This window comes from Streptococcus sp. CL5.50, from assembly GCF_049738015.1.
Lineage (GTDB): Bacteria > Bacillota > Bacilli > Lactobacillales > Streptococcaceae > Streptococcus > Streptococcus mitis_CA.
The window spans coordinates 49,961-72,268 of record NZ_JBKOTR010000009.1 but is presented as its reverse complement, the minus strand read 5'-3'; the positions used below and the strand labels follow the sequence as shown (position 1 = coordinate 72,268).

Sequence of the window (22,308 nt, the reverse complement as noted above, 5' to 3'; positions counted from 1 at the left end):
TACAAAAATAGCCCTTCGGATAAAATCCGAGGGGCTAGAAACGTTGTTAAATCAACGGCCGAACTTTTGAATTTCAAGGTTCGGGATAAAATAGTTCACTGAACTATTTTATTTTTTAAGGTTGTAGAATGATTTCAATCCACGGTATTCAGCTACTTCACCAAGTTGGTCTTCGATGCGAAGCAATTGGTTGTATTTAGCGATACGGTCTGTACGTGAAAGTGAACCAGTCTTGATTTGTCCTGCGTTAGTTGCAACTGCGATGTCAGCGATTGTTGAATCTTCAGTTTCACCTGAACGGTGTGATACAACAGCAGTGTAACCAGCTTCTTTCGCCATTTCGATAGCGTCGAATGTTTCAGTAAGAGTACCGATTTGGTTAACTTTGATAAGGATTGAGTTAGCACATTTTTCTTCGATACCACGTGAAAGGTAGTCAGTGTTTGTTACGAAGACGTCGTCACCAATCAATTGAACTTTACCACCAAGACGTTCAGTAAGAGCTTTCCAACCGTCCCAGTCGTTTTCGTCCATACCATCTTCGATAATGATGATTGGGTATTTGTTTACCAATTCTTCAAGGTAGTCGATTTGTTCAGCAGCAGTGCGGACAGCAGCTCCTTCACCTTCGAATTTAGTGTAATCGTAAACTTTGCGTTCTTTATCGTAGAATTCTGATGATGCACAGTCAAATCCGATAAATACGTCTTTACCTGGAACATAACCAGCAGCTTCGATAGCAGCGATGATAGTTTCTACACCATCTTCAGTTCCGTCGAAACGAGGAGCAAATCCACCTTCGTCACCAACGGCTGTTTCAAGACCACGACCTTTAAGGATTTTCTTAAGTGCGTGGAAGATTTCAGCACCCCAACGAAGAGCTTCTTTGAATGTAGGTGCACCAGCAGGTACGATCATGAATTCTTGGAAAGCGATTGGAGCATCTGAGTGAGATCCACCATTGATGATGTTCATCATTGGAGTTGGAAGAACTTTAGTGTTGAATCCACCAAGGTAGCTGTAAAGTGGGATTTCAAGGTAGTCAGCAGCAGCACGAGCTACAGCGATAGACACACCAAGGATTGCGTTTGCTCCCAATTTACCTTTGTTAGGAGTACCGTCAAGAGCGATCATAGCACGGTCGATAGCTTGTTGATCACGTACATCATAGCCGATGATTGCTTCAGCAATAATGTTGTTTACGTTGTCAACAGCCTTTTGAGTTCCAAGACCACCGTAACGAGATTTGTCACCGTCACGAAGTTCAACTGCTTCGTGTTCACCAGTAGAAGCTCCTGATGGAACCATACCACGTCCGAAAGCACCTGATTCAGTATATACTTCTACTTCAAGTGTTGGGTTACCGCGTGAGTCTAGGACTTCGCGAGCGTAAACATCAGTAATAATTGACATTTTTTACTCTCCTTTGAGTTAAATTATTTTACACCTCTATGATACATCAAAAAGATACCTTTTTCAAGAAAAAACATTATCTTTGTGCAAATTTTCCTTAAGTTTATAAAGTAATCGCTTTCTTTTGTCTGTTTTATTCTAACTTTTATGATATACTGTTTTCATGACAGATTTATCAAAACAATTACTTGAAAAAGCTCATGGTGGAGCAAAATTAAATCCGGATGAGCAAAGACGCTATCTTGGTACTTTTGAGGAAAGAGTTCTTGGATATGCAGATATTGATACAGCAAATAGCCCTCAGTTAGAAAAAGGCTTTTTATCCATTTTAGAAAACCTTCAGGAAAAAGCAGAACCACTATTTGTGAAGATTTCACCAAATATCGAATTTGACAAGCAAGTTTTCTACTTAAAAGAAGCTAAAGAAACTGATAGTCAAGCTACCATTGTATCTGAAGAGCATACTTCTTCTCCTTTTGGCCTTATTATCCACACCAATGCACCAGTTCAAGTAGAAGAAAAGAACCTTCGACTTGCTTTTGCAAAACTTTGGGAAGTTAAAAAGGAAGAACCAGCCAAAACATCCATCTGGAAGAAATGGTTTGGCTAAATCTTGCGCATATTTAATAAATGCCCTACATTAGCAGCCGTGTGCTCCAAATAGAGACTGGCATTTTTCAAACTCTCTTCTAGAGGTTCACTTTTCTCCAAAATAGAAAAGGCAGCTTGGATATTTTCAAATGGTAGGGAAGGTAAATCTTCAGCAAGACTACCACAAATAGCAATGACAGGAACTCCGACAGGGGTTCTTTTTGCAACACCTATAGGTGCTTTACCTGCTAAACTTTGACGATCTAGCCTCCCTTCTCCAACAATAACCAAATCAGCATGTGAAACTTTCTTATCAAAGTTGATTAAGTTCAAGCAGGTATCAATTCCAGACACGATATTTGCCTGAGCAAAGGCACACAAACCGCCAGCAATGCCTCCACCAGCCCCTGCTCCTTTAATTTCCAATGTTGCAGGTAAGATTTTTTCATAAAAATCTTGTATTGCCTTATCTACGACTGCAAACATAGTAGGATGTAGGCCTTTTTGCTTGCCAAAAGTGTAAGTCGCACCTTGATGACCACATAAGGGACTTACGACATCTGCTAAAATACGAATTTGAACATCTTCAGGAATTTCATAGCGATTTTCTGTTGAAACAGAAGCTAATTTTAGTAAGGATTGACCGCAAGCCGGCAAGACATTTCCATCCCTATCATAAAATCGATAACCTAAACCAGCAGCGATCCCAATTCCTCCGTCATTACTGGCTGTGCCACCAACACCGATATAGATATCTTTAATCCCTTGAGCAATGAGATAACGAATCAATTCCCCTATTCCACAAGTTTGGATTTGCAGTGGATTTCGTTTCTCTAGCGGAATTTTTTCAAGGCCAACTAAATCAGCCACTTCAAATAGTGCCAGTCCCCCTTTTTGAAAATAGCGCATGGCTTCTTTTTGTCCAAAAGGTCCTGTAACTTTGATCCATTTTTCTTCAAGGTCAATAGAATGCCGAATAGCATCTACTGTACCTTCGCCACCATCACCAACAGGACAGAGGAGACATTCTACATCTGCTATCGATTGTTGGAAGCCTCTTTTTATTGCTTCAGCTACTTGTTGAGCGGACAAGCTTTCCTTAAATGAATCTGGTGCAATTACAATCTTCATATTTTCCCTCATTCTAAACAGTCAATCAAAGGAAGAACTTCTAAAAAATCCCTCTTGTCAACATGATTCGGTATTTCTTTTTTGAGCACTTCTTTGGCACAAAAGGCGATTCCCAATCCTGCCGACTTCAACATAAATAGATCATTGGCCCCATCTCCGATTGCAATCGTTCTTTCTTTAGAAAGTTTTAGTTCCTTTCTCCATTGTTCCAGAGTCTCTTTTTTAACCTCGGGACTAATAATTTGTCCAACTAATTTCCCTGTTAGAAAGCCACCTTTGACTTCTAGTTGGTTGGCAGAGAAACAGGCAATTCCAAGAGATTTTGCTAATCTCTCAACTATTGGAGTAAATCCACCGGACACCAGACCAACTAGGATGCCGTTCTTTTGGAGAATGGAAATGAATTCCTGGGCATTTGGCGTTAGATGAATAGAGTTGAAGACTTTATCAAAGGCCGAAATAGGAAGACCTTCCAAGAAGGACACTCTGTCTCGTAAACTTCTTTCAAAGTCTAACTCTCCTCGCATTGCCCGACTTGTAATCAGCGAAATTTCCTCCTCACAGCCTGCCTCTCTTCCCAACAAATCAATCACTTCTTCTAGAATTAAGGTTCCATCAACATCCATGACACACAAACCTTTTACTTGAGACATAAGTTCTCCTCTCTAAACAGCCTAAAAATCGTATGAAGTCATCATACGATTTTATCTATTAATTAACTAAGCTATGGTACAAGTCAAGGTATGATTTGCAGGCTGTATCCCATGAGAAATCACACTCCATAGCTTGTTTTTGTAGTTTTCTCCAAACGTCAGGATGGTTTCGATACAAGTCCAATGCTGTTTGGAAAGTCCAATTTAACCAATAAGGAGATAGATTGTCAAAGCTAAAGCCCGTACCGCTTCCTTCGATTGGATTGAAAGCGCGAACGGTATCTCGCAAGCCACCAACTTCATGGACCAATGGCAAGGTTCCATAACGCATCGCCATCATTTGAGACAAGCCACATGGTTCAAAACGACTTGGCATGAGGAAGAGGTCACAAGCAGCGTAGATTTCTTGAGCTAGTTTGACATCAAAAGTGATATTTGCTGATAGCTTGTCTGGGTAAATCTGAGCAAACCACGAGAAAGCACCTTCAAAGGCTGGATCTCCAGTTCCCAAAAGAACAATCTGAACATCATTTTGCAAGATATGGTGATGACTTTCGACCACGACATCAAAACCTTTTTGACGTGTCAAACGAGAAACAATTCCCACCAGTGGAACATCAGCTCTAACTGGCAAGCCAACTCTCTCTTGCAATTTTGCCTTGTTTTGGTCTTTCCCAGACAAATCTTCTTGACTAAAATGATAGTCTAAAAGAGCATCCGTCTGAGGATTATACAGGTCAGCATCAATCCCATTCACGATACCAGATACCTTGCCAGATTCCATTCGAAGAATCTGATCCAAGTTACATCCAAACTGACTGGTCATAATTTCATGAGCATAACTAGGCGAAACTGTTGAAACACGGTCCGCATAGAGAATACCTGCCTTCATCCAGTTCAGACAGTTATTCCAGCGAAGGGTACCATCAGCATAACGTTCGAAGCCGACTCCAAACAAATCCCATAACATTCCCTCTGAAAATTGTCCTTGGAATTCTAAATTATGAATGGTTAAAACAGTTTTAATTCCTTGATAGGCTTGAATCCAACGGTATTTTTCCTTTAACAAGAAAGGTATCATGGCTGTATGGTAGTCATGAACATGGAGAAGGTCAGGGATAAAGTCAATCCTTTCCATAGCCTCAATGGCAGCCAGTTGGAAGAAAGCGAAGCGTTCCCCATCGTCAAAATCACCGTAAACATGGCCACGGAAGAAATAATATTGGTTGTCAATAAAGTAGAAGGTTACACCGTTTAAGACGGTTTTCTTAATCCCACAGTACTGTCTGCGCCAACCGACGCTCACCTCAAAATGAAGAACATCTTCAATCTGATTTCCAAATTTAGCCTCTACCATGTCATAGTAGGGTAAAATCACTGCAACTTCGTGCCCAGCTTTTACCAGTGATTTTGGAAGAGCGCCAATGACGTCTCCCAAACCACCTGTTTTTGAAAAGGGTGCACCCTCTGCTGCTACAAATAAAATTTTCATGAATGAATATCCTCTGTTACTTTAGCACCTTTCTTAACGACGACTGGATGTTCTGCAGTTCCACGGATCACTACTCCATCCGCAACTTCAACACCCTTGTCCAATATAGCGTATTCTACCTGAGCACCTTCTCCAATAACAACACGAGGGAATAAGATGCTATCTTTAACCAAGCTATCCTTATGGACATGAATATTACGTGATAAAACAGAATTAGCCACTTGACCTTCAACAATACTACCAGAAGCAAACTGAGAAGTACTTACCTTAGATGTATTGGCATAGTAAGTTGGCTCTTCGTTTTTGACCTTTGTATAAATCTTTTGGTTTGGTGAGAAGAGAGAATAGAACTTTTGCGATTCAAGCATATCGATATTCGCTTTATAATAAGACTCTACAGAATGAATGTTGGCTAGGTAGCCTGTGTACTCGTAGGCAAAAGCCCCTTCTTTTGCAGCCAAATCCCGTAAAACATAGCGCAACTTCTCTGGATGTTCTTTCTTAGCCTCTTCTTCTAAGCGTTCAATCAACCAAGGGGTATCAACGACAAAGATATCTGTCGACATATTGTAAACTTCATCTGATGATTTACTATCAAAGAGTTTATGAGAACGAACATGGTCTGTTTCATCCACTTCCAAGATTGCGTTTACTTCTGAAATGTCTTTCTTAGCTAGTTTTTTATAAACTACAGTGATAGGCCCTTTTGTTGTACTATGTAGATGGAAAACTTGGTTCAAATCAATATTAATCAAAACATCACAGTTGAGTGAAACTGTTTGGTTTGAGCCAGAACGTTTCAAGTAAGTAAGAAGTTGTTGGTAGTATTCTTTTCCAACTGTACTACTTTCCACACGAGTATTGTAAATACCTAGATAATAGTGGCTAAGAAGAGTTGACAAGCCCCACTCACGTCCTGAACGGATATGGTCAAAGACTGAGCTGATATTGTCTTGTTGGAAAATACCAAAAATACTACGGACACCAGCATTAGCAAGACTTGAAAGCGGGAAGTCAATCAAGCGATATTTACCACCAAATGGCAAACTAGCTACTGGACGGTGGTCTGTCAGTGTTGACATATCATGAAAACCAACTGTGTTTCCTAAAATGGCAGAATATTTATCAATCTTCATCTGTTGCTACCCCCACTACTTCATCATATCCTACAACTTGTACTTCTTCTGTTCCATCAATTTCGACACCATCAGAAATAACTGCACCTTCACCAATAATGGCACGTTTGATTTTAGCTCCCTGACCGACAATTGCACCACTCATGATAACTGAATCTACTACTTCTGCCCCTTCGCGAACTTGCGCACCTGTTGAGAGGATAGAATGTTTAACAGTTCCATCTACGAAACAGCCATCGACAACCAAGGAATCTTCCACATGAGCATTTGCCCCAAGGAAGTTTGGTGGTGAAATTAAGTTTCTTGAGTAAATCTTCCATTGACGGTTACGGCTATCCAAGGCATTTTCTGGTGAAATATATTCCATGTTAGCTTCCCAAAGTGACTCAATAGTACCAACATCTTTCCAGTAGCCATTAAACTCATATGCATAGACACTTTCACCTGACTCAAGGTAATTTGGAATGACATTCTTACCGAAGTCTGACATATCGACATTGCTCTTTTCAGCAGTAACAAGCATATTGCGCAGACGTTGCCAATCAAAAATGTAAATTCCCATAGAAGCTTTTGTAGATTTAGGTTGAGCTGGTTTTTCTTCAAATTCAACAATGCGGTTATTGGCATCTGTGTTCATAATACCAAAACGACTAGCTTCTTTAAGAGGGACGTCTAAAACCGCTACTGTCAAGCTGGCATTATTATCTTTGTGAGACTGGAGCATATCATCATAATCCATTTTGTAGATATGGTCCCCAGATAGAATCAAGACATACTCAGGATTGACACTGTCGATATAATCAATATTTTGGTAAATAGCGTGGCTAGTCCCCTCAAACCAACGATTTCCTTCACTTGCAGAATAAGGTTGAAGAATAGAGACACCAGAATTGATACCGTCTAGTCCCCAGCTTGAACCATTACCAATATGGTTGTTGAGAGCAAGTGGTTGGTACTGTGTAATGACTCCAACATTGTTGATGCCTGAGTTGGCACAGTTTGAAAGAGCAAAGTCAATGATACGGTAGCGCCCACCAAATTGCACAGCTGGTTTTGCAATGCTTTGAGTGAGTTTACCGAGACGAGTTCCTTGCCCACCAGCAAGAATCAAAGCTAACATTTCATTCTTCATTTTCTACTCCTTTTTGATTTTTACTTGTGACGGTTTTAGTAGGTTTCAAGCGACGTTTGATTTTCCAAACACTTGCTCCCATAGCCGGTAGGGTAAAGGTCAAGGTCTGCTCATAATCTTTCCATAGTCCTTCTTGCGTTTGCACAGTTTGATTATGTTCTTTCCAAACGCCTCCCCACTCTTCTAACTCAGTATTCCAAACTTCTTCGTAAATCCCTGCAACAGGAAGTCCGATTGTAAAATCTTTTCGTTCAACAGGTGCCATATTAAAGATACAGACTAACATATCATCCTTCTTACCCTTACGGATGAAGGAAAGAACACTCTGGTCTCTATTATCCGCATCGATGATTTCAATTCCATCATAGCTGGTATCAATTTCCCACAGACAGCGGTGGTCTTTGTAAAACTGATTTAGCTGAGAAGTGAAATACTTCATCTTAGCATTCATTGGATCTTCTAGGTTAGACCATTCCAACTGCTCTTCAGATTTCCATTCTAGGAATTGCCCATATTCACTACCCATGAAGAGCAATTTTTTACCTGGGTGACAAATTTGGTAAGTGTAGAGATTGCGCAAACCTGCGAATTGATTGTAGCGATCTCCCCACATCTTGTGCATCATACTCTTCTTGCCATGAACCACTTCATCGTGCGAGAATGGTAGGAGATAGTTTTCCTTGAAGACATACATAAAGCTGAAAGTCACCAGATTAAAGTCATATTTACGGTAAATCGGATCTTCTTCGTAGAAACGGAGGATATCATTCATCCAGCCCATATTCCACTTGTAGTCAAATCCTAGACCACCAAGCTCTTTCATTCCCGTAATCTTGGTTGCTGACGAACTTTCTTCTGCGATCATCATCACATCTGGATGAACTAGTTTAATCACATCATTCAAGCGTTGAAGGAAATAATATCCCTCATAGTTGAGATTGCCACCATCTTTATTAGGTGTCCATGGAGCATCATCGTAGTCTAAATAGAGTATATTGCTGACAGCATCCACACGAATACCATCTAGATGGTAAAAGTCAATCCAAAACTTAATACTAGAAATCAAGAAGGACTGGACTTCATTTTTTCCAAGGTCAAAATTGAGAGCGCCCCAACCATAGTTATGAGCCTTATTATGGTCTTGGTACTCAAAAGTCGGTGTCCCATCATAATAAGCTAAGGCATCATCATTAATGGTGAAATGACCAGGTACCCAGTCTACAATAACCCCAATATTGTTTAAGTGACATTCCTCAACAAAATCTTGAAATTCTTCAGGACGACCATAGGCATGCTCTAGAGCAAAGTAACCCATAAGCTGATAGCCCCAACTCAAACCTAGTGGGTGAGACATCAAAGGCATAAACTCAATGTGAGTATAGTTCATCTCAACCAAGTAAGGAATAAGTTCATCTTTCAATTGAGAAAAACTATAGGGGCTGCCATCAGGATTTCTCTTCCAAGAGCCAGCATGAGCCTCGTAAATATTGACAGGACGCTCTTCAAAGCTCAAGCGTTTTCTACGGGCTAGCCAGAGACCATCCTTCCATTTCTTTTCTGGAATCTCTGTTAAAATAGCCCCAGTACCAGGTCGTGCCTCATACCTTACAGCCAAAGGGTCAATCTTCATCAACTGATGACCGTTTGATCGTGTGATATGATACTTATAAATTTGGCCTTCTTGAGCAAGAGTGGTAAAGACTTCCCAGATCCCAAATTCATTTCGTTCCATTGGAATTTGATTTTCAACCCAATTGGTGAAATCCCCTACCAAGTGAACAGCCTGAGCATTAGGCGCCCACACACGAAAAGTATAGCCATACTCTCCATTTTTTTCTTCCCTATGAGCTCCCAGATAGTGCTGGAGGTGAAAATTTTCACCTGTCATAAAGGTTTTTAAAGCATTATTCTTATCCATACACCCTCCTAACTCTGTAAGCGTTTTCTATAGATTTATTATACTACCTTTTTAGGGAAGATTCAAGTAAATTACGGAATTTGCAAAAAAATCTTTTGAAAGTCTTCAACAAATTCACTGATGTGTTCACTTGTAAATCAAGAAATTTTCAGAAACGCTTTGAAAACGAATTGTTTTTTAATAATACTATCACAAAGTTCGTTATTTAGCTAACAAAAAATATAATTTTAAGTAAAAAAATAAATCAGGAAACGAATCTCCTGATTTTACATTTCATTTCACATCAAAAACAATGGATTTGACATTTGTCATCGCTTCAATACTATATTTAATTCCTTGCACTCCAGCGCCAGAACCTTTGACACCAAGGAATGGGAAATTATCTGGACCACGCTGGGTTTTATTATTTATATGAACTGTACCCACTTCAAGTTTTTCAGCAATTTCAAATGCTTTTTTGAAATCATTTGTAAAGACTGAGGATTGAAGGCCGAATTCAGATTCGTTGGCAAAGGCAATGGCTTCCTCTACACTAGCCACACGGATAATTGGTAAAACAGGACCAAATGGCTCTTCCCATGCCACTTTCATATCTTTTGTAACTTGGTCAAAAAGCACTGGCCATAGAAGATTGCCTTCGCGTTTGATTGGTGTAAGAGCCTGAGCACCTTTTTCTTGTGCATCATCAATCAAGCCCCAAATAAAGTCTGCTGAAGCATTGTCGATAACTGGTGTGATATCAGCATTGTCGAATGGATCGCCAACTGTTAATTTAGTAACCTCTGCTTGAAGCAAAGCAGCTAGTGTATCTGCTACACTTTCGATAACAATAACACGTTTAATGGCTGTGCAACGTTGACCTGAATAGCTAAAGGCACCCGCAACAATTTGCTTGGCAGCATGTTCCAAATCTGCATCTTCTAGTACTAAGGCTGCATCTTTCCCACCAAGCTCCAACATGATTGGACGCATACCAGCTAAACGACCAATACGTTCTCCGATAGGAGTTGAACCTGTAAAGTTGATGAAGTTGACTTCTTTGTGTTCAATGATATAATCCCCAATTTCTGAACCACGACCCGTAATGGTATTGAAAACACCAGCCGGAATCCCTGCTTCTTCAAACGCTTTAGCCAACAAGAGCCCAGAAATAGAACCTTGTGTTGGTGGCTTAAACATGACTACATTCCCTGCAATCAAGGCAGGTGCAATTTTAGAAGCAGATAAATTAACTGGATAATTAAAGGGAGCGATAGCCAGCACGACACCAACTGGCTCGCGACGAACAACGGCCAATTTATTTTTACTTGCTGCTTCAAAACCGCCACCTTCCATTGCTTGTCCAGTGATACGGAGACCTTCCTCAGCAGCATAGCGAATCAAGTCTGCGGTACGCACCACTTCTCCAATAGCTGCTTTAATTCCCTTTGCCACTTCTTTGGCAAGTATAGTACCAATTTCTTCCTTATCACGTTCTAAAATAGCTGCTGTTTTGTGCAAATAAGCCGCACGTTCAACTGCTGATAAAGCTCGCCAAGCTGGCAGGGCTGCACGCGCAGCTTTCATAGCCTCATCTACTTCTGCCTGAGTCATAGCTGGAACAGTCCCTAATTCTTCTTGGTTTATTGGTGAATAAATCGTAATTTCTTTTTCAGCTGATTTCCATTTTCCATTTACTAAATTCTGATATCTTGTCAAATTCTCGTCCTCCTGAAAATGATTAAGATATATTTTACCAAATTTTCAGAAAATTACAACCCTTTTTGCAATTTTTTTGAGATTATTTTCACAAGCTTGGTTTTTCAAACTATTTGAAACTTGATTCTAATCTTCATTGAAAACTTATAAATGATAAAAAGGATTAGACAATCTAACCCTTTTTAGTTTATGCATTTAAGAGAGTACTTTTAGCACTGCGACACTAGTATCATCAATGACATTTTCTTGTTTCGAACGACTATTGGTCACAAGCATTTCTAGATTTCCTGCATTTTCAAAGTATAAGGAAGTTCCCTTGGCATTGAATACTACCAATAGATGTTCTGGCCCCCCGTGAATCTCGTAAACAATCCATCCGCTATTTTCTGCAGCTGTGTGAACAAAGACATGACGGTAAACTTCTTCGTATGTAGGATAAGAAAAGGCGCTAGTCTGTGTTTTCAGTCGAATAATTTGACGGACAAAGTCAATGCTTTCTTGTCTTTCATTGATTAAATCCCAGTTTATTTGGTTAACACTGTCAGGAGCCTTGTAACTATTCATAGCACGTTCTCGGTCTGCCGAAGTGAGTTGTCCATGTTCACCCGTCGGAATTAATTTGGTTCGACCAAATTCTTGGCCAATTTCCATAAAGGACATTCCTTGCATGAGAAGGTTCATTACTGTCGCCGTCTCAACCTTGCGCATAATCTGGTCTGAACTTTGATCAGGATGAAGAGTCGCCAACAAATCATGAAGATTGTAATTGTCATGGGCTTCAACATAGTTGAGAACCTGGTTTGGACTGAGATAAGAACCCAATTCTCGACTACCAAGAATGGCCTTGGCAATGATTGGTTCAGTGGCTGCACCACTTACAAATCCTGACTTGATTGCACCATAAACTTCTCCTCCTTTGACCGCATCACGCTGATTATCATTGAAGAATCCGATATTTGGCATTTGGTAGGCATTATCCTTCTTGGCCTTATCATAAGTTGCAAGACCTGTTCCCATATCCCAGCCTTCTCCATAAGTGATAATACGGGGATCAACCTCATCTAGCGCCCAACGAATCGCTTGCATGGTTTTGACATTATGAATACCCATCAAGTCAAAACGGAAGCCGTCAATATTGTATTCCTGTACCCAGTATAGAAGAGAATCAATCATGTACTTGCGGAACATTTCGTGTTCACTGGCTGTTTCATTTCCAACACCTGTTCCATTCTGGAAGGTACCGTCTGGATTCATACGATAGTAGTAATCAGGGACAGTTGTTTGGAAAGGTGCATCAACCGTTGAAAAGGTGTGATTATAAACCACGTCCATAATGACACCAATCCCCGCATCGTGATAGGCTTGAACCATGGTCTTCAAATCACGAATGACCTGCCCTGGATCATCTGGATTACTAGAAAAACTTGGTTCTGGTGCATTGTAGTTTTGAGGGTCATAACCCCAGTTATAGGTTACATTTCCATCCTCATCGTATTCCTTATGGCGATCAAAGATAGGCTGGAGTTGAACATAGTTGCAGCCAAGTTCTTTGATATAGTCAAAGGCGGTTGCTTGTCCGAATTGGTTTACAGTTCCAGTCTGGGCAGCACCAAGGAAGGTTCCACGGAGATGCTCTGCAACTCCAGAGGTCGGAGATTTGGTTAAATCTCGGATATGCATTTCACAGATAACTGCTTTACATGGATTTTCCAAACGCCAAGGCGCTTCTGTTCCATGTTTGACCACAAATCCTTCTACTTGTCTGTCTTGATGAGAAAGAATTACGGAACGTTTGCCGTCAGGACTTGTGGCAATCGTGTAAGGATCTCTCGTCACAGTCTGGTGGTGAGGAAAGTCAATCTGATACTGATAAGCCTTGCCAGCAAGATTTTCATCTAAGTCTAGACTCCAAACACCAATGGTATTGTACTTATGACTGTATGAATAGCTATTACCACGCTCTAGATTAAAGGTTTTCCAAATCGGAGCGTCGTTGCTGGTATTTTCGTAGACAACCACCTGTACAGCAGTAGCCGTAGGAGCCCAAAGTTTAAAGCTAGTCTGATAATCTGAAAGACTGTAACCTAGTTCTCCTTGGTAGCCCCAGTGGTGATCAAAACTAGCGCTATGTATTGCTCTATCAAAAGCAAATGGATTTTGATCTTTGTAGTAAGGACTAGCAATGGCTGGGTTTTCAGAATAATAAACAGTCTCGTCGCCCTCTAAAATCCAAACTTCTGTCAGAAGCGGATAGTAGTTATAACGCACGGAATATTCCTTAACTGTCCCATCAATCTCGACAGAAAACTTCAGGTTTTCTAACTTTTCTTGACTTGTAACTGTGAAGGAGAACTTTGCTCCAAAAAAGTTATTTTCATAATACAATTTTTCAACATTGTCCGCCTGTTTTCTACTAAATGAACAGGCTGCATAATCCCCGTTTTTTCGATGAAAATGGATGACTACAGGGTAATTTAACATTTCTTTTCCTAATTTCTAATTTTAATTTAATTTTTTATGTGGTGCTGATAGATTCAGCAATTTAATTTCTGACTCAAGATAGACTCAATTCATGTCAAAACACTTCAGGATAGACAGTTTCAGACTATCTAACATCTAGCCTTCTACTATTCTTTACAAACTTTCGAGCCAAGCTTCATCTCGAACTTCAATACCAAGTTCTTGTGCTTTTTGAAGTTTACTTCCAGCATCTGCACCTGCCACGACGAGGTCGGTCTTTTTAGAAACACTGCCAGTCACTTTAGCACCCAAACTTTCGAGTTTATTTTTAGCTTCTGAGCGCTTGAGCCGTTCCAATTTTCCAGTCAATACAACGGTCAAACCTGACAAGGCCGCATCTGCCACTACCGTCTGTCCTTTATAGTCCAGATTGACCCCAGCTTCTTTCAATTCTTTGAGGAGAATTTCAGAGCCTTCTGTCGCAAAATATGTCTGAAGACTCTTGGCAATCACACTACCCAGACTTTCAATACTAGCCACTTCATCTGAATCTGCCTGAGCCAGATTTTCAATCGAGTGGAAATGTTGAAGTAACAGCTGACTGGCCTTGCTTCCGACATGACGAATGCCCAAACCAAACAAGAGCTTTTCAGCAGAATTTTCCTTAGATGCTTGGATGGCCTGATACAGTTTAGCAGCAGACTTTTCCTTAACCCCCTCTAAAAGGAGGAAATCTTCTTCTTTCAAACGGTAAATATCCGCCACATCCTTTACTAAATTGGCAGCAAAGAGTTTCTCAACAATAGAAGGACCAAGGCCTGTAATATTCATAGCATCACGAGAAGCAAAGTGAATCAAGCCTTCCATGATTTGAGCAGGGCAACGCGGATTGATACAACGGAGAGCCACTTCATCTTCAAAGTGCAACAAGTCAGAGTTACAACTTGGGCAGTTTGTAGGGATATCTAGTTTTTCTTCAGAAACCCGTTTGGACTCTACTACACGTAAAACAGCAGGAATGATGTCCCCAGCCTTATAGACGATAACCGTGTCGTCTTTGCGGATATCTTTTTCAGCAATATAATCCACATTGTGTAGGGTCGCACGGCTAACAGTTGTACCAGCTAGTTGTACTGGTGTTAGATTGGCTGTTGGGGTTACAACACCCGTACGGCCAACTGTCCAATCAACTGATAAGAGTTTAGCTTCTTTTTCCTCAGCAGGAAACTTGTAGGCCACTGCCCACTTTGGAGCCTTGACGGTAAAACCAAGTTCTTCTTGACTTGCTAGGTCGTTTACCTTGATTACCACTCCATCGATATCATAAGGCAGGTTTTCCCGTTCCTGTCCTACTTTTTGAATAAAATCCCAGATTTCATCTATATTTTCAGCCAAGATTCGCTTTGGATTGACCACAAAACCTAGTTGTTCAAGGTGCTTCAAAACCTTTTCTTGACTATCACGAGTTGAAGGGCTGGCTTCTTGATAGAGGAAAGTCGCAAGATTGCGCTTGGCAACTACTGCTGTATCCAACTGTCGCAGGGTGCCTGCTGCCGCATTACGAGGATTGGCAAATTCAGGCTCTCCATTTTCTTGGCGAGCTTGGTTAACCTGGTCAAAAGAAGCGCGTGGCATGTAACATTCCCCACGAACTGTGATATCTAGTTCTTCTGGCAAGGTCAAAGGAATGTCCTTAACACGCTTAAGATTTTCTGTTATATTCTCCCCAACAGAACCGTCTCCACGTGTTGCACCAACAACTAAAATCCCCTTTTCATAAGTCAGCGAGATAGACAAACCATCGATTTTCAGCTCACAAATATAGGTCGGATGAGCCACTTCCTTACGAACACGCGCATCAAAAGCTTCAAGCTCCTCACGTGAAAAAGCATCCTGCAAACTATAAAGAGGATACTGATGACTGTATTTTTCAAAACCATCTAAAACCTTGCCACCAACACGATGGGTAGGACTGTCTGCTAGCACTTGATCTGGATAGGCAGTTTCTAACTCGACCAACTCTCGGTAAAGGCGATCATACTCACTGTCTGAAACCGAGGGATTATCGCTGGTATAGTACTCAGTCGCATAGCGATTGAGCAAGGCGACCAACTCATTCATTCTTTTATTCATAAAACTATTTTACCATAAATTAAGCCCTTCTCACAAACGAGAAGGGCAGAAAACTTAGAAATCTTACACCTGCTCTGATAATTCTTCCCACTCAAGCATAGCTTCTTCCTGACGATGGCTGATTTTGTCCAGTTCAGCCTGCAATTCCACCAGTTTGCCGGCATCGTTTGTTTCCAACATTTGTTCAGAAATGTCTTGGCTTTGACTTTCTAACTCTTCGATTTCAGCTTCTAGACTTTCGATTTGTCGCATGAGTTTACGGGCTTCTTTTTGACTTTCTTTCTGAGCTTGATAGTCATTAACTGGACTTGCTTCTTTTGCTTGATTAGTAGTTGAAATTTCCTCAGTTTGAATCATTTCTACTTCTGCTTTCTTCTCGACATAGTAGTCGTAATCTCCAAGATAGAGAGTTGATCCATTCTCAGACAATTCCAGTACATGAGTTGCCACACGATTGATAAAGTAACGGTCGTGACTGACGAATAGAAGAGTTCCATCAAAGTCAATCAAGGCATTTTCCAACACTTCCTTGCTATCAATATCCAAGTGGTTGGTTGGCTCATCCAGAATCAAGAAGTTGTTGTTTTCCATGGAAAGTTTAGCGAGAAGTAAACGGGCTTTCTCGCCACCAGACAGCATGCCGACTGATTTTTTAACATCATCTCCTGAGAAAAGGAAGGCACCTAGACGGTTACGAATTTCAACTTCTGGTGTCAGTTTAAAATCATTCCAGAGTTCATCCAGTACAGTATTACTTGGTGTCAGCTTGCTTTGGGTTTGGTCATAGTAACCAACCTCAACATTGGCGCCAAAGCGCTTCTCACCCTTGATAAAAGGAATCTGGTCCACAATAGACTTGATAAAGGTTGACTTGCCAATACCATTTGGTCCAACAATAGCAACAGCATTCATCTTACGAAGGTCTAGGTTGATAGGATCTGACAATATTTCCCCATCATAGCCAATAGCTGCATTCTCAACAGTCAAAACAACATTGCCCGACGTTTTTTCAGACTGGAAGGTCATGTTGGCTGATTTCTTGCCAGCTTCAGGTTTGTCCAAACGCTCCATTTTTTCCAGTTGTTTGCGTCGAGATTGGGCTCGTTTGGTCGTCGAAGCACGTACTAGATTGCGATTGACAAAGTCTTCCAGAGCAGCGATTTCCTTTTGTTGCTTTTCATAGTTTTTTGCCTCAGTAGCTAGCTTTTGCTCCTTTAACTCAACAAAACGAGAGTAATTCCCCACATAACGATCCAAGGAATGCTTGGTCAAATCTAGCGTAATTGTCGCAACCTTATCTAAGAAATAACGGTCGTGGCTGACGATAATGAGGGCACCGCTATAATTTACCAAGTAATTCTCTAGCCAGGCTATAGTTTCAATATCTAAGTGGTTAGTTGGCTCGTCCAAGACCAAGAGATTTGGCTTTTCAAGAAGCATTTTGGCAAGTGCCAAACGAGTATTTTGACCACCTGAAAGCTCGGCAATTTTCATCTGCCACATAGACTCGTCAAACTTAAATCCATTCAAAATCGCTCGAATATCAGCTTCATAGGTAAAGCCACCTGCTTGGCGAAAATTCTCAGATAAACGATCATAATCTGACATCAGTTTGTTCAAATCCTCACCAGACTTTTCACCCATCTCTAACTCCATCTGACGCAGTTGTTTCTCCGTCCGACGTAAGTCATCAAAGACATGAAGCATTTCATCGTAGATGGTATTTTCAGACTCAAAACGGCTATCTTGGGCTAGGTAAGACAGAGAAATATCTTTTTTCTTATTGATTTCTCCACTAGTTGGCTCCTCTTCTCCAACCAAAATCTTCAAAAGAGTAGACTTACCTGCACCATTTTTCCCAACGAGAGCAATCCGGTCTCGTTCATCAACTTGTAGGTTAATATTATCAAAAAGAACCTCTCCTGCAAAAGAACGTTCAATTCTATTAGCTTGTAAAATAATCATAAGAGTAGTATAGCATGTTTCCCTAAGGCATTCAAGACTTGATAAACCGGCATATGTCACTACTTTTCTGTAAATTATGCTAGGGTTTTACTAAAATGCTAAAAAATGCTATAATGTGAACGGTTAAAACAATTTACAAAAAGGAGAATTTCAATGTCTTACCAAGAAAATTACCAGAAATGGGTTGATTTTGCGGAACTTCCTGACTACCTTCGTCAAGATTTAGAAAATATGGATGAAAAAACTAAGGAAGATGCCTTCTATACAAATCTTGAATTTGGTACTGCAGGTATGCGTGGCTTGATTGGTGCGGGTACAAACCGTATCAACATCTACGTTGTTCGCCAAGCTACTGAAGGATTGGCTCGTTTGATTGAGTCAAAAGGTGGAAACGAAAAAGAACGCGGTGTAGCAATTGCCTACGATAGCCGTCACTTCTCACCTGAGTTTGCCTTTGAATCTGCGGCAGTTCTTGCTAAACACGGCATCAAATCTTACGTATTTGAAAGCCTTCGTCCAACTCCAGAACTATCATTTGCAGTTCGTCACCTCAACTGTTTTGCGGGTATCATGGTCACAGCCAGTCATAACCCTGCACCATTTAACGGATACAAGGTTTACGGTGAAGACGGTGGACAAATGCCTCCACACGACGCAGACGCTTTGACTACATATATCCGTGCAATCGAAAATCCATTTGCTGTAGAAGTTGCTGATGTGGAAGCTGAAAAAGCTTCTGGCTTGATTGAAGTTATCGGCGAAGCTGTCGATGTTGAATACCTCAAAGAAGTTAAGGACGTAAACATCAACCCAGCCTTGATTGAAGAATTTGGTAAAGACATGAAAATTGTCTACACACCACTTCATGGTACTGGTGAAATGTTGGCTCGTCGCGCTCTTGCCCAAGCAGGATTTGACTCTGTTCAAGTCGTTGAAGCGCAAGCAACTGCTGACCCAGACTTCTCAACTGTAAAATCTCCAAACCCAGAAAGCCAAGCAGCCTTTGCCCTTGCTGAAGAACTTGGTCGTCAAGTTGGTGCAGATGTTCTTGTGGCAACTGACCCTGATGCTGACCGTGTTGGTGTTGAAGTTCTTCAAAAAGATGGTAGCTACCTCAACCTTTCAGGTAACCAAATCGGTGCTATCATGGCTAAATACATCTTGGAAGCCCACAAAAATGCTGGAACTCTTCCAGAAAATGCAGCCCTATGTAAATCTATCGTATCAACTGACTTGGTAACGAAGATTGCTGAAAGCTACGGCGCAACTATGTTCAACGTCTTGACTGGTTTCAAATTCATCGCTGAAAAAATCCAAGAATTCGAAGAAAAACACAATCACACTTACATGATGGGATTTGAAGAAAGCTTCGGTTACTTGATTAAACCATTTGTACGTGATAAAGATGCAATCCAAGCCGTCCTTGTCGTTGCTGAACTTGCTGCCTACTACCGTTCACGTGGTTTGACACTTGCAGACGGTATCGAAGAAATCTACAAAGAGTACGGCTACTACGCTGAAAAGACTATCTCTGTTACCCTTTCTGGCGTCGATGGTGCTGAACAAATCAAAGCGATTATGGCTAAATTCCGTAACAACGCTCCAAAAGAATGGAACACAACAGCTATCACTGTCGTAGAAGACTTCAAGGCACAAACTGCTACTGCTGCTGACGGTACCGTTACAAACTTAACAACTCCTCCAAGTGATGTGTTGAAATACACACTTGCTGACGGTTCATGGATTGCCGTTCGCCCTTCAGGTACAGAACCAAAAATCAAGTTCTACATTGCAGTTGTAGGTGAAACAAACGAAGAATCACAAGCTAAGATTGCTAACATTGAAGCAGAAATTAATGCTTTTGTAAAATAAGGTCCTATAAAAGATGAGACTAACTAATCTCATCTTTTTTTCGTATCAAATCTAAGCAATTTTAGAAACTTTATGGCATACTAGACTTATCAATGAAAGCGAGGTAATCTCATGGAACAATTTTTAGATAATATCAAAAACCTTGAAGTCACTACAGTTGCGCGTGCGCAAGAAGCTCTTGATAAAAAAGAAACTGCAACCTTCTTTATTGGTCGCAAAACTTGCCCTTACTGCCGTAAATTTGCAGGTACTTTGGCAGGTGTCGTAGCTGAAACCAAAGCCCACATCTACTTCATCAATAGTGAAGAACCAAGCCAACTCAATGAGTTGCAAGCATTCCGCTCACGCTACGGAATCCCAACTGTACCAGGATTTGTTCACATTGCGGATGGACAAATCAATGTCCGTTGCGACTCTTCAATGTCAGCACAAGAAATCAAAGATTTCGCTGGATTGTAAAAAAGCCACTCATCGAGTGGTTTTTAAATGGTCAAAATTACGTTTTTTCAAGCAAATCTTGTATCATCCGATGCAGTTCTTCGATTTTCTCAGATTGTTTCTCTATTAATATTCTTTGGCTCGATAATTCGTCTTTAAGTTTATCAAGTTTTATCTGTTCATCTGGATTATCTTTTACAAAAAAGTTCGTCAAGGCACTTGTTAACATTCCTATTGTACCAATCCCTACCAACATTAATAAAACAGCTATCCATTTCCCAAAAAGTGAAATTGGAACAATATCACCATAACCAACAGTAGTTACTGTCACAAGAGCCCACCAAAGACTATCTGAGAAGGATTTCTCTTCAACTACAGATAAAATTGAACTTCCTACTAGCACAATAAAGATATTAACATACAAGATATAAATCAGGCCATTTGTCCGTAAGAATCTACTAATTTTTCTTTCTAATTTACCTGTAAGTCCAATTATTCTAAGTAAACGAGTCAGTTTCAGTAATTTTGTCAACCTTGCTAAGCGGAAGATACGCCCTAATCGAAATACTGTAAAAATAGCATTTAAAGGCAGGATAGCTAGCAGATCAAAGATATTTTCAATTATAAACCTCCATTTTGCTTTACTTGAAAAGAACCGCCAACCATAATCTACCACAAACACAAACCAAAGTTGTAAGTCAATAATACTGTATGGAGGACTGTCTAAATCAATCATCTCAGCAAATCCAAGTAATACCAGAATAACAGAGATTAAAGCAAGTAAAATAATTGTTGTATCATAATAATCTGCAAAAAACCATTTTTTCTTCAAATTTTACTCTCCTCACTTTCTATACTGTTATTACTCAACTTTAATTCAATAAATATCTCTCCGATGACCAACTTCTAAAGTAGCAATGACTACTTCATCATCTACAATTTGTACGATAACTCGATAATTACCAATTCTATAGCGCCATTGACCAACGCGATTACCAACCAAAGCCTTTCCGTGTCGTCTCGGGTCTTCCAAAACATTGGTTTGTAAATAGTTTGTAATTATCTTCTGCGTATAACGATCCAATTTTTTCAATTGCTTGATGAAACGTCTTGTTGGAACTAATTTATACAAATTATTCATCCTCCAAGCCTAAATCATGCATCATTTCTTCCCAAGTAATGGGTTCAACTCCTTTTTCCAAGTCTTCTAAATACTCTTGATAGGCTAAATCTGCCACACGAGCATCGTATTCATCTTCTAGAGCTTCAAGAGTTTTGGTGCGGATAAGTTCCGACAGGGAAACTCCTTCAAACTTAGCCATTGCTTTCATAAATGTTTTATCAGCTTCAGAAACTTTTAATGTAATAGTAGTCATCTTTTGCACTCCCTTTTTTAATAGTAACACCATTGTATTACTTTTTAGGTGTTCAGTCAATATAAAAAGAACACCTTCTTAGCGTTCTCTCTATATATCTGTCAATGGTGTTGCTGTATCTGGTGAAGTATCATATACTTTAAAGTCTATTCCAACTCCCAAATCAGCTTGCGCCAGCTGATTGACCATGGTCATGTGAGCCAGTTCCTTGATATTGTTTTCCTTAGACAAGTGACCAAGATAGATTTTCTTAGTGCGATTTCCTAGCGTCCGAATCATAGCTTCAGCACCGTCCTCGTTAGAAAGGTGACCCAGATCCGATAGGATTCGTTGTTTGAGTCGCCAAGCGTAAGAACCTGCTCGCAAAATCTCTACATCATGGTTGGACTCGATAAGATAGCCATCTGCATTCTCGACAATTCCTGCCATACGGTCACTAACATAACCTGTATCTGTCAAAAGGACAAAACTCTTGTCATCCTTCATAAAGCGATAGAACTGCGGTGCGACCGCATCATGGCTAACACCAAAACTCTCAATATCAATATCTCCAAATGTTTTGGTTTTGCCCATTTCAAAAATATGCTTTTGCGAGGCATCCACCTTGCCAAGATACTTGCTATTTTCCATAGCCTGCCAGGTCTTTTCATTGGCGTACAAATCCATACCATACTTGCGAGCCAAAACACCCACTCCATGAATATGGTCAGAATGCTCATGCGTAATCAAGATGGCATCCAAGTCCTCTGGTTTGCGATTTATTTCAGCAAGTAAGCTGGTAATTTTCTTGCCCGACAAGCCTGCATCCACTAAAAGTTTCTTTTTTGGGGTTTCCAGATAAAAGGAATTTCCACTGGAACCCGACGCTAAAATACTGTATTTAAAGCCTGTTTCACTCAT

Annotated in this window: 18 protein-coding genes; 3 read left to right on the top strand and 15 right to left on the bottom strand. The window is 40.4% G+C overall.

Annotated features, from left to right (window positions below; genetic code table 11):
* Positions 1-108 precede the first annotated feature (108 nt).
* Positions 109-1,413 carry a surface-displayed alpha-enolase gene (eno, locus tag ACLNCV_RS07265; protein ID WP_424845045.1) on the bottom strand — a complete coding sequence of 435 codons (1,305 nt, stop codon included), beginning with the start codon at positions 1,411-1,413 and terminating at the stop codon, positions 109-111.
* A gap of 163 nt (positions 1,414-1,576) precedes the next feature.
* On the opposite strand from eno, the gene ACLNCV_RS07260 reads away from it, so the two are divergent.
* Positions 1,577-2,023, top strand: coding sequence for a DUF1694 domain-containing protein (locus tag ACLNCV_RS07260; protein WP_049501770.1), 447 nt, complete (start codon positions 1,577-1,579; stop codon positions 2,021-2,023).
* Here ACLNCV_RS07260 and ACLNCV_RS07255 read toward each other — a convergent pair.
* The 10 genes from ACLNCV_RS07255 to ACLNCV_RS07210 form a co-directional block, all read right to left on the bottom strand.
* A complete protein-coding gene (locus ACLNCV_RS07255; RefSeq protein ID WP_424845044.1) occupies positions 2,020-3,135 on the bottom strand; it encodes a glycerate kinase in 1,116 nt (371 codons plus the stop codon). The genes ACLNCV_RS07260 and ACLNCV_RS07255 overlap by 4 nt on opposite strands.
* A gap of 8 nt (positions 3,136-3,143) precedes the next feature.
* Positions 3,144-3,788 carry a phosphoserine phosphatase SerB gene (serB, locus tag ACLNCV_RS07250; protein WP_424845043.1) on the bottom strand — a complete coding sequence of 215 codons (645 nt, stop codon included), beginning with the start codon at positions 3,786-3,788 and terminating at the stop codon, positions 3,144-3,146.
* A 58-nt stretch (positions 3,789-3,846) separates the two neighbouring features.
* The gene (gene glgA / locus ACLNCV_RS07245; RefSeq protein ID WP_424845042.1) at positions 3,847-5,280 is read right to left on the bottom strand and encodes a glycogen synthase GlgA; all 1,434 of its coding nucleotides are present in this window, start codon (positions 5,278-5,280) and stop codon (positions 3,847-3,849) included.
* A complete protein-coding gene (gene glgD, locus ACLNCV_RS07240) occupies positions 5,277-6,416 on the bottom strand; it encodes a glucose-1-phosphate adenylyltransferase subunit GlgD (protein WP_049491441.1) in 1,140 nt (379 codons plus the stop codon). The genes glgA and glgD overlap by 4 nt, the downstream gene beginning before the upstream one ends.
* On the bottom strand, positions 6,406-7,548 hold the full coding sequence (locus ACLNCV_RS07235; RefSeq protein WP_049491443.1) for a glucose-1-phosphate adenylyltransferase: 1,143 nt from the start codon (positions 7,546-7,548) through the stop codon (positions 6,406-6,408). Before ACLNCV_RS07235 ends, glgD begins: the two co-directional genes overlap by 11 nt.
* Complete coding sequence (gene glgB, locus ACLNCV_RS07230) at positions 7,538-9,466, bottom strand: 1,4-alpha-glucan branching protein GlgB (RefSeq protein ID WP_125393289.1); 1,929 nt, start codon at positions 9,464-9,466, stop codon at positions 7,538-7,540. The genes ACLNCV_RS07235 and glgB overlap by 11 nt, the downstream gene beginning before the upstream one ends.
* Positions 9,467-9,739: 273 nt before the next feature.
* Positions 9,740-11,164, bottom strand: a complete 1,425-nt coding sequence (locus ACLNCV_RS07225) for an NADP-dependent glyceraldehyde-3-phosphate dehydrogenase (RefSeq protein WP_000199367.1) — start codon at positions 11,162-11,164, stop codon at positions 9,740-9,742.
* A gap of 195 nt (positions 11,165-11,359) precedes the next feature.
* Entirely contained in the window at positions 11,360-13,645 is a 2,286-nt protein-coding gene (gene pulA, locus ACLNCV_RS07220) for a type I pullulanase (protein WP_150922425.1), read from the bottom strand.
* Between the two features lie 153 nt (positions 13,646-13,798).
* Positions 13,799-15,757 carry an NAD-dependent DNA ligase LigA gene (gene ligA / locus ACLNCV_RS07215; protein ID WP_424845041.1) on the bottom strand — a complete coding sequence of 653 codons (1,959 nt, stop codon included), beginning with the start codon at positions 15,755-15,757 and terminating at the stop codon, positions 13,799-13,801.
* Positions 15,758-15,820: 63 nt separating this feature from the next.
* Positions 15,821-17,722, bottom strand: coding sequence for an ABC transporter ATP-binding protein (locus tag ACLNCV_RS07210; RefSeq protein ID WP_084947058.1), 1,902 nt, complete (start codon positions 17,720-17,722; stop codon positions 15,821-15,823).
* A 153-nt stretch (positions 17,723-17,875) separates the two neighbouring features.
* On the opposite strand from ACLNCV_RS07210, the gene ACLNCV_RS07205 reads away from it, so the two are divergent.
* Entirely contained in the window at positions 17,876-19,594 is a 1,719-nt protein-coding gene (locus tag ACLNCV_RS07205) for a phospho-sugar mutase (protein ID WP_004254235.1), read from the top strand.
* Between the two features lie 111 nt (positions 19,595-19,705).
* Entirely contained in the window at positions 19,706-20,053 is a 348-nt protein-coding gene (locus ACLNCV_RS07200) for a thioredoxin (RefSeq protein WP_004254233.1), read from the top strand.
* Positions 20,054-20,090: 37 nt separating this feature from the next.
* Here the strand turns inward: ACLNCV_RS07200 and ACLNCV_RS07195 are convergent, their stop codons facing one another.
* From ACLNCV_RS07195 to ACLNCV_RS07180, 4 genes are all read right to left on the bottom strand, one after another.
* Positions 20,091-20,864 (bottom strand): potassium channel family protein, encoded by a 774-nt coding sequence (locus ACLNCV_RS07195; protein ID WP_004254229.1) that lies wholly within the window; start codon positions 20,862-20,864, stop codon positions 20,091-20,093.
* A 45-nt stretch (positions 20,865-20,909) separates the two neighbouring features.
* A complete protein-coding gene (locus tag ACLNCV_RS07190) occupies positions 20,910-21,164 on the bottom strand; it encodes a type II toxin-antitoxin system RelE family toxin (RefSeq protein ID WP_004254226.1) in 255 nt (84 codons plus the stop codon).
* 1 nt (position 21,165) lies between these two features.
* Positions 21,166-21,408: a type II toxin-antitoxin system RelB family antitoxin gene (gene relB, locus ACLNCV_RS07185; protein ID WP_000208079.1), complete on the bottom strand. Its 243-nt coding sequence runs from the start codon at positions 21,406-21,408 to the stop codon at positions 21,166-21,168.
* A 90-nt stretch (positions 21,409-21,498) separates the two neighbouring features.
* A complete protein-coding gene (locus ACLNCV_RS07180) occupies positions 21,499-22,308 on the bottom strand; it encodes an MBL fold metallo-hydrolase (RefSeq protein WP_004254224.1) in 810 nt (269 codons plus the stop codon).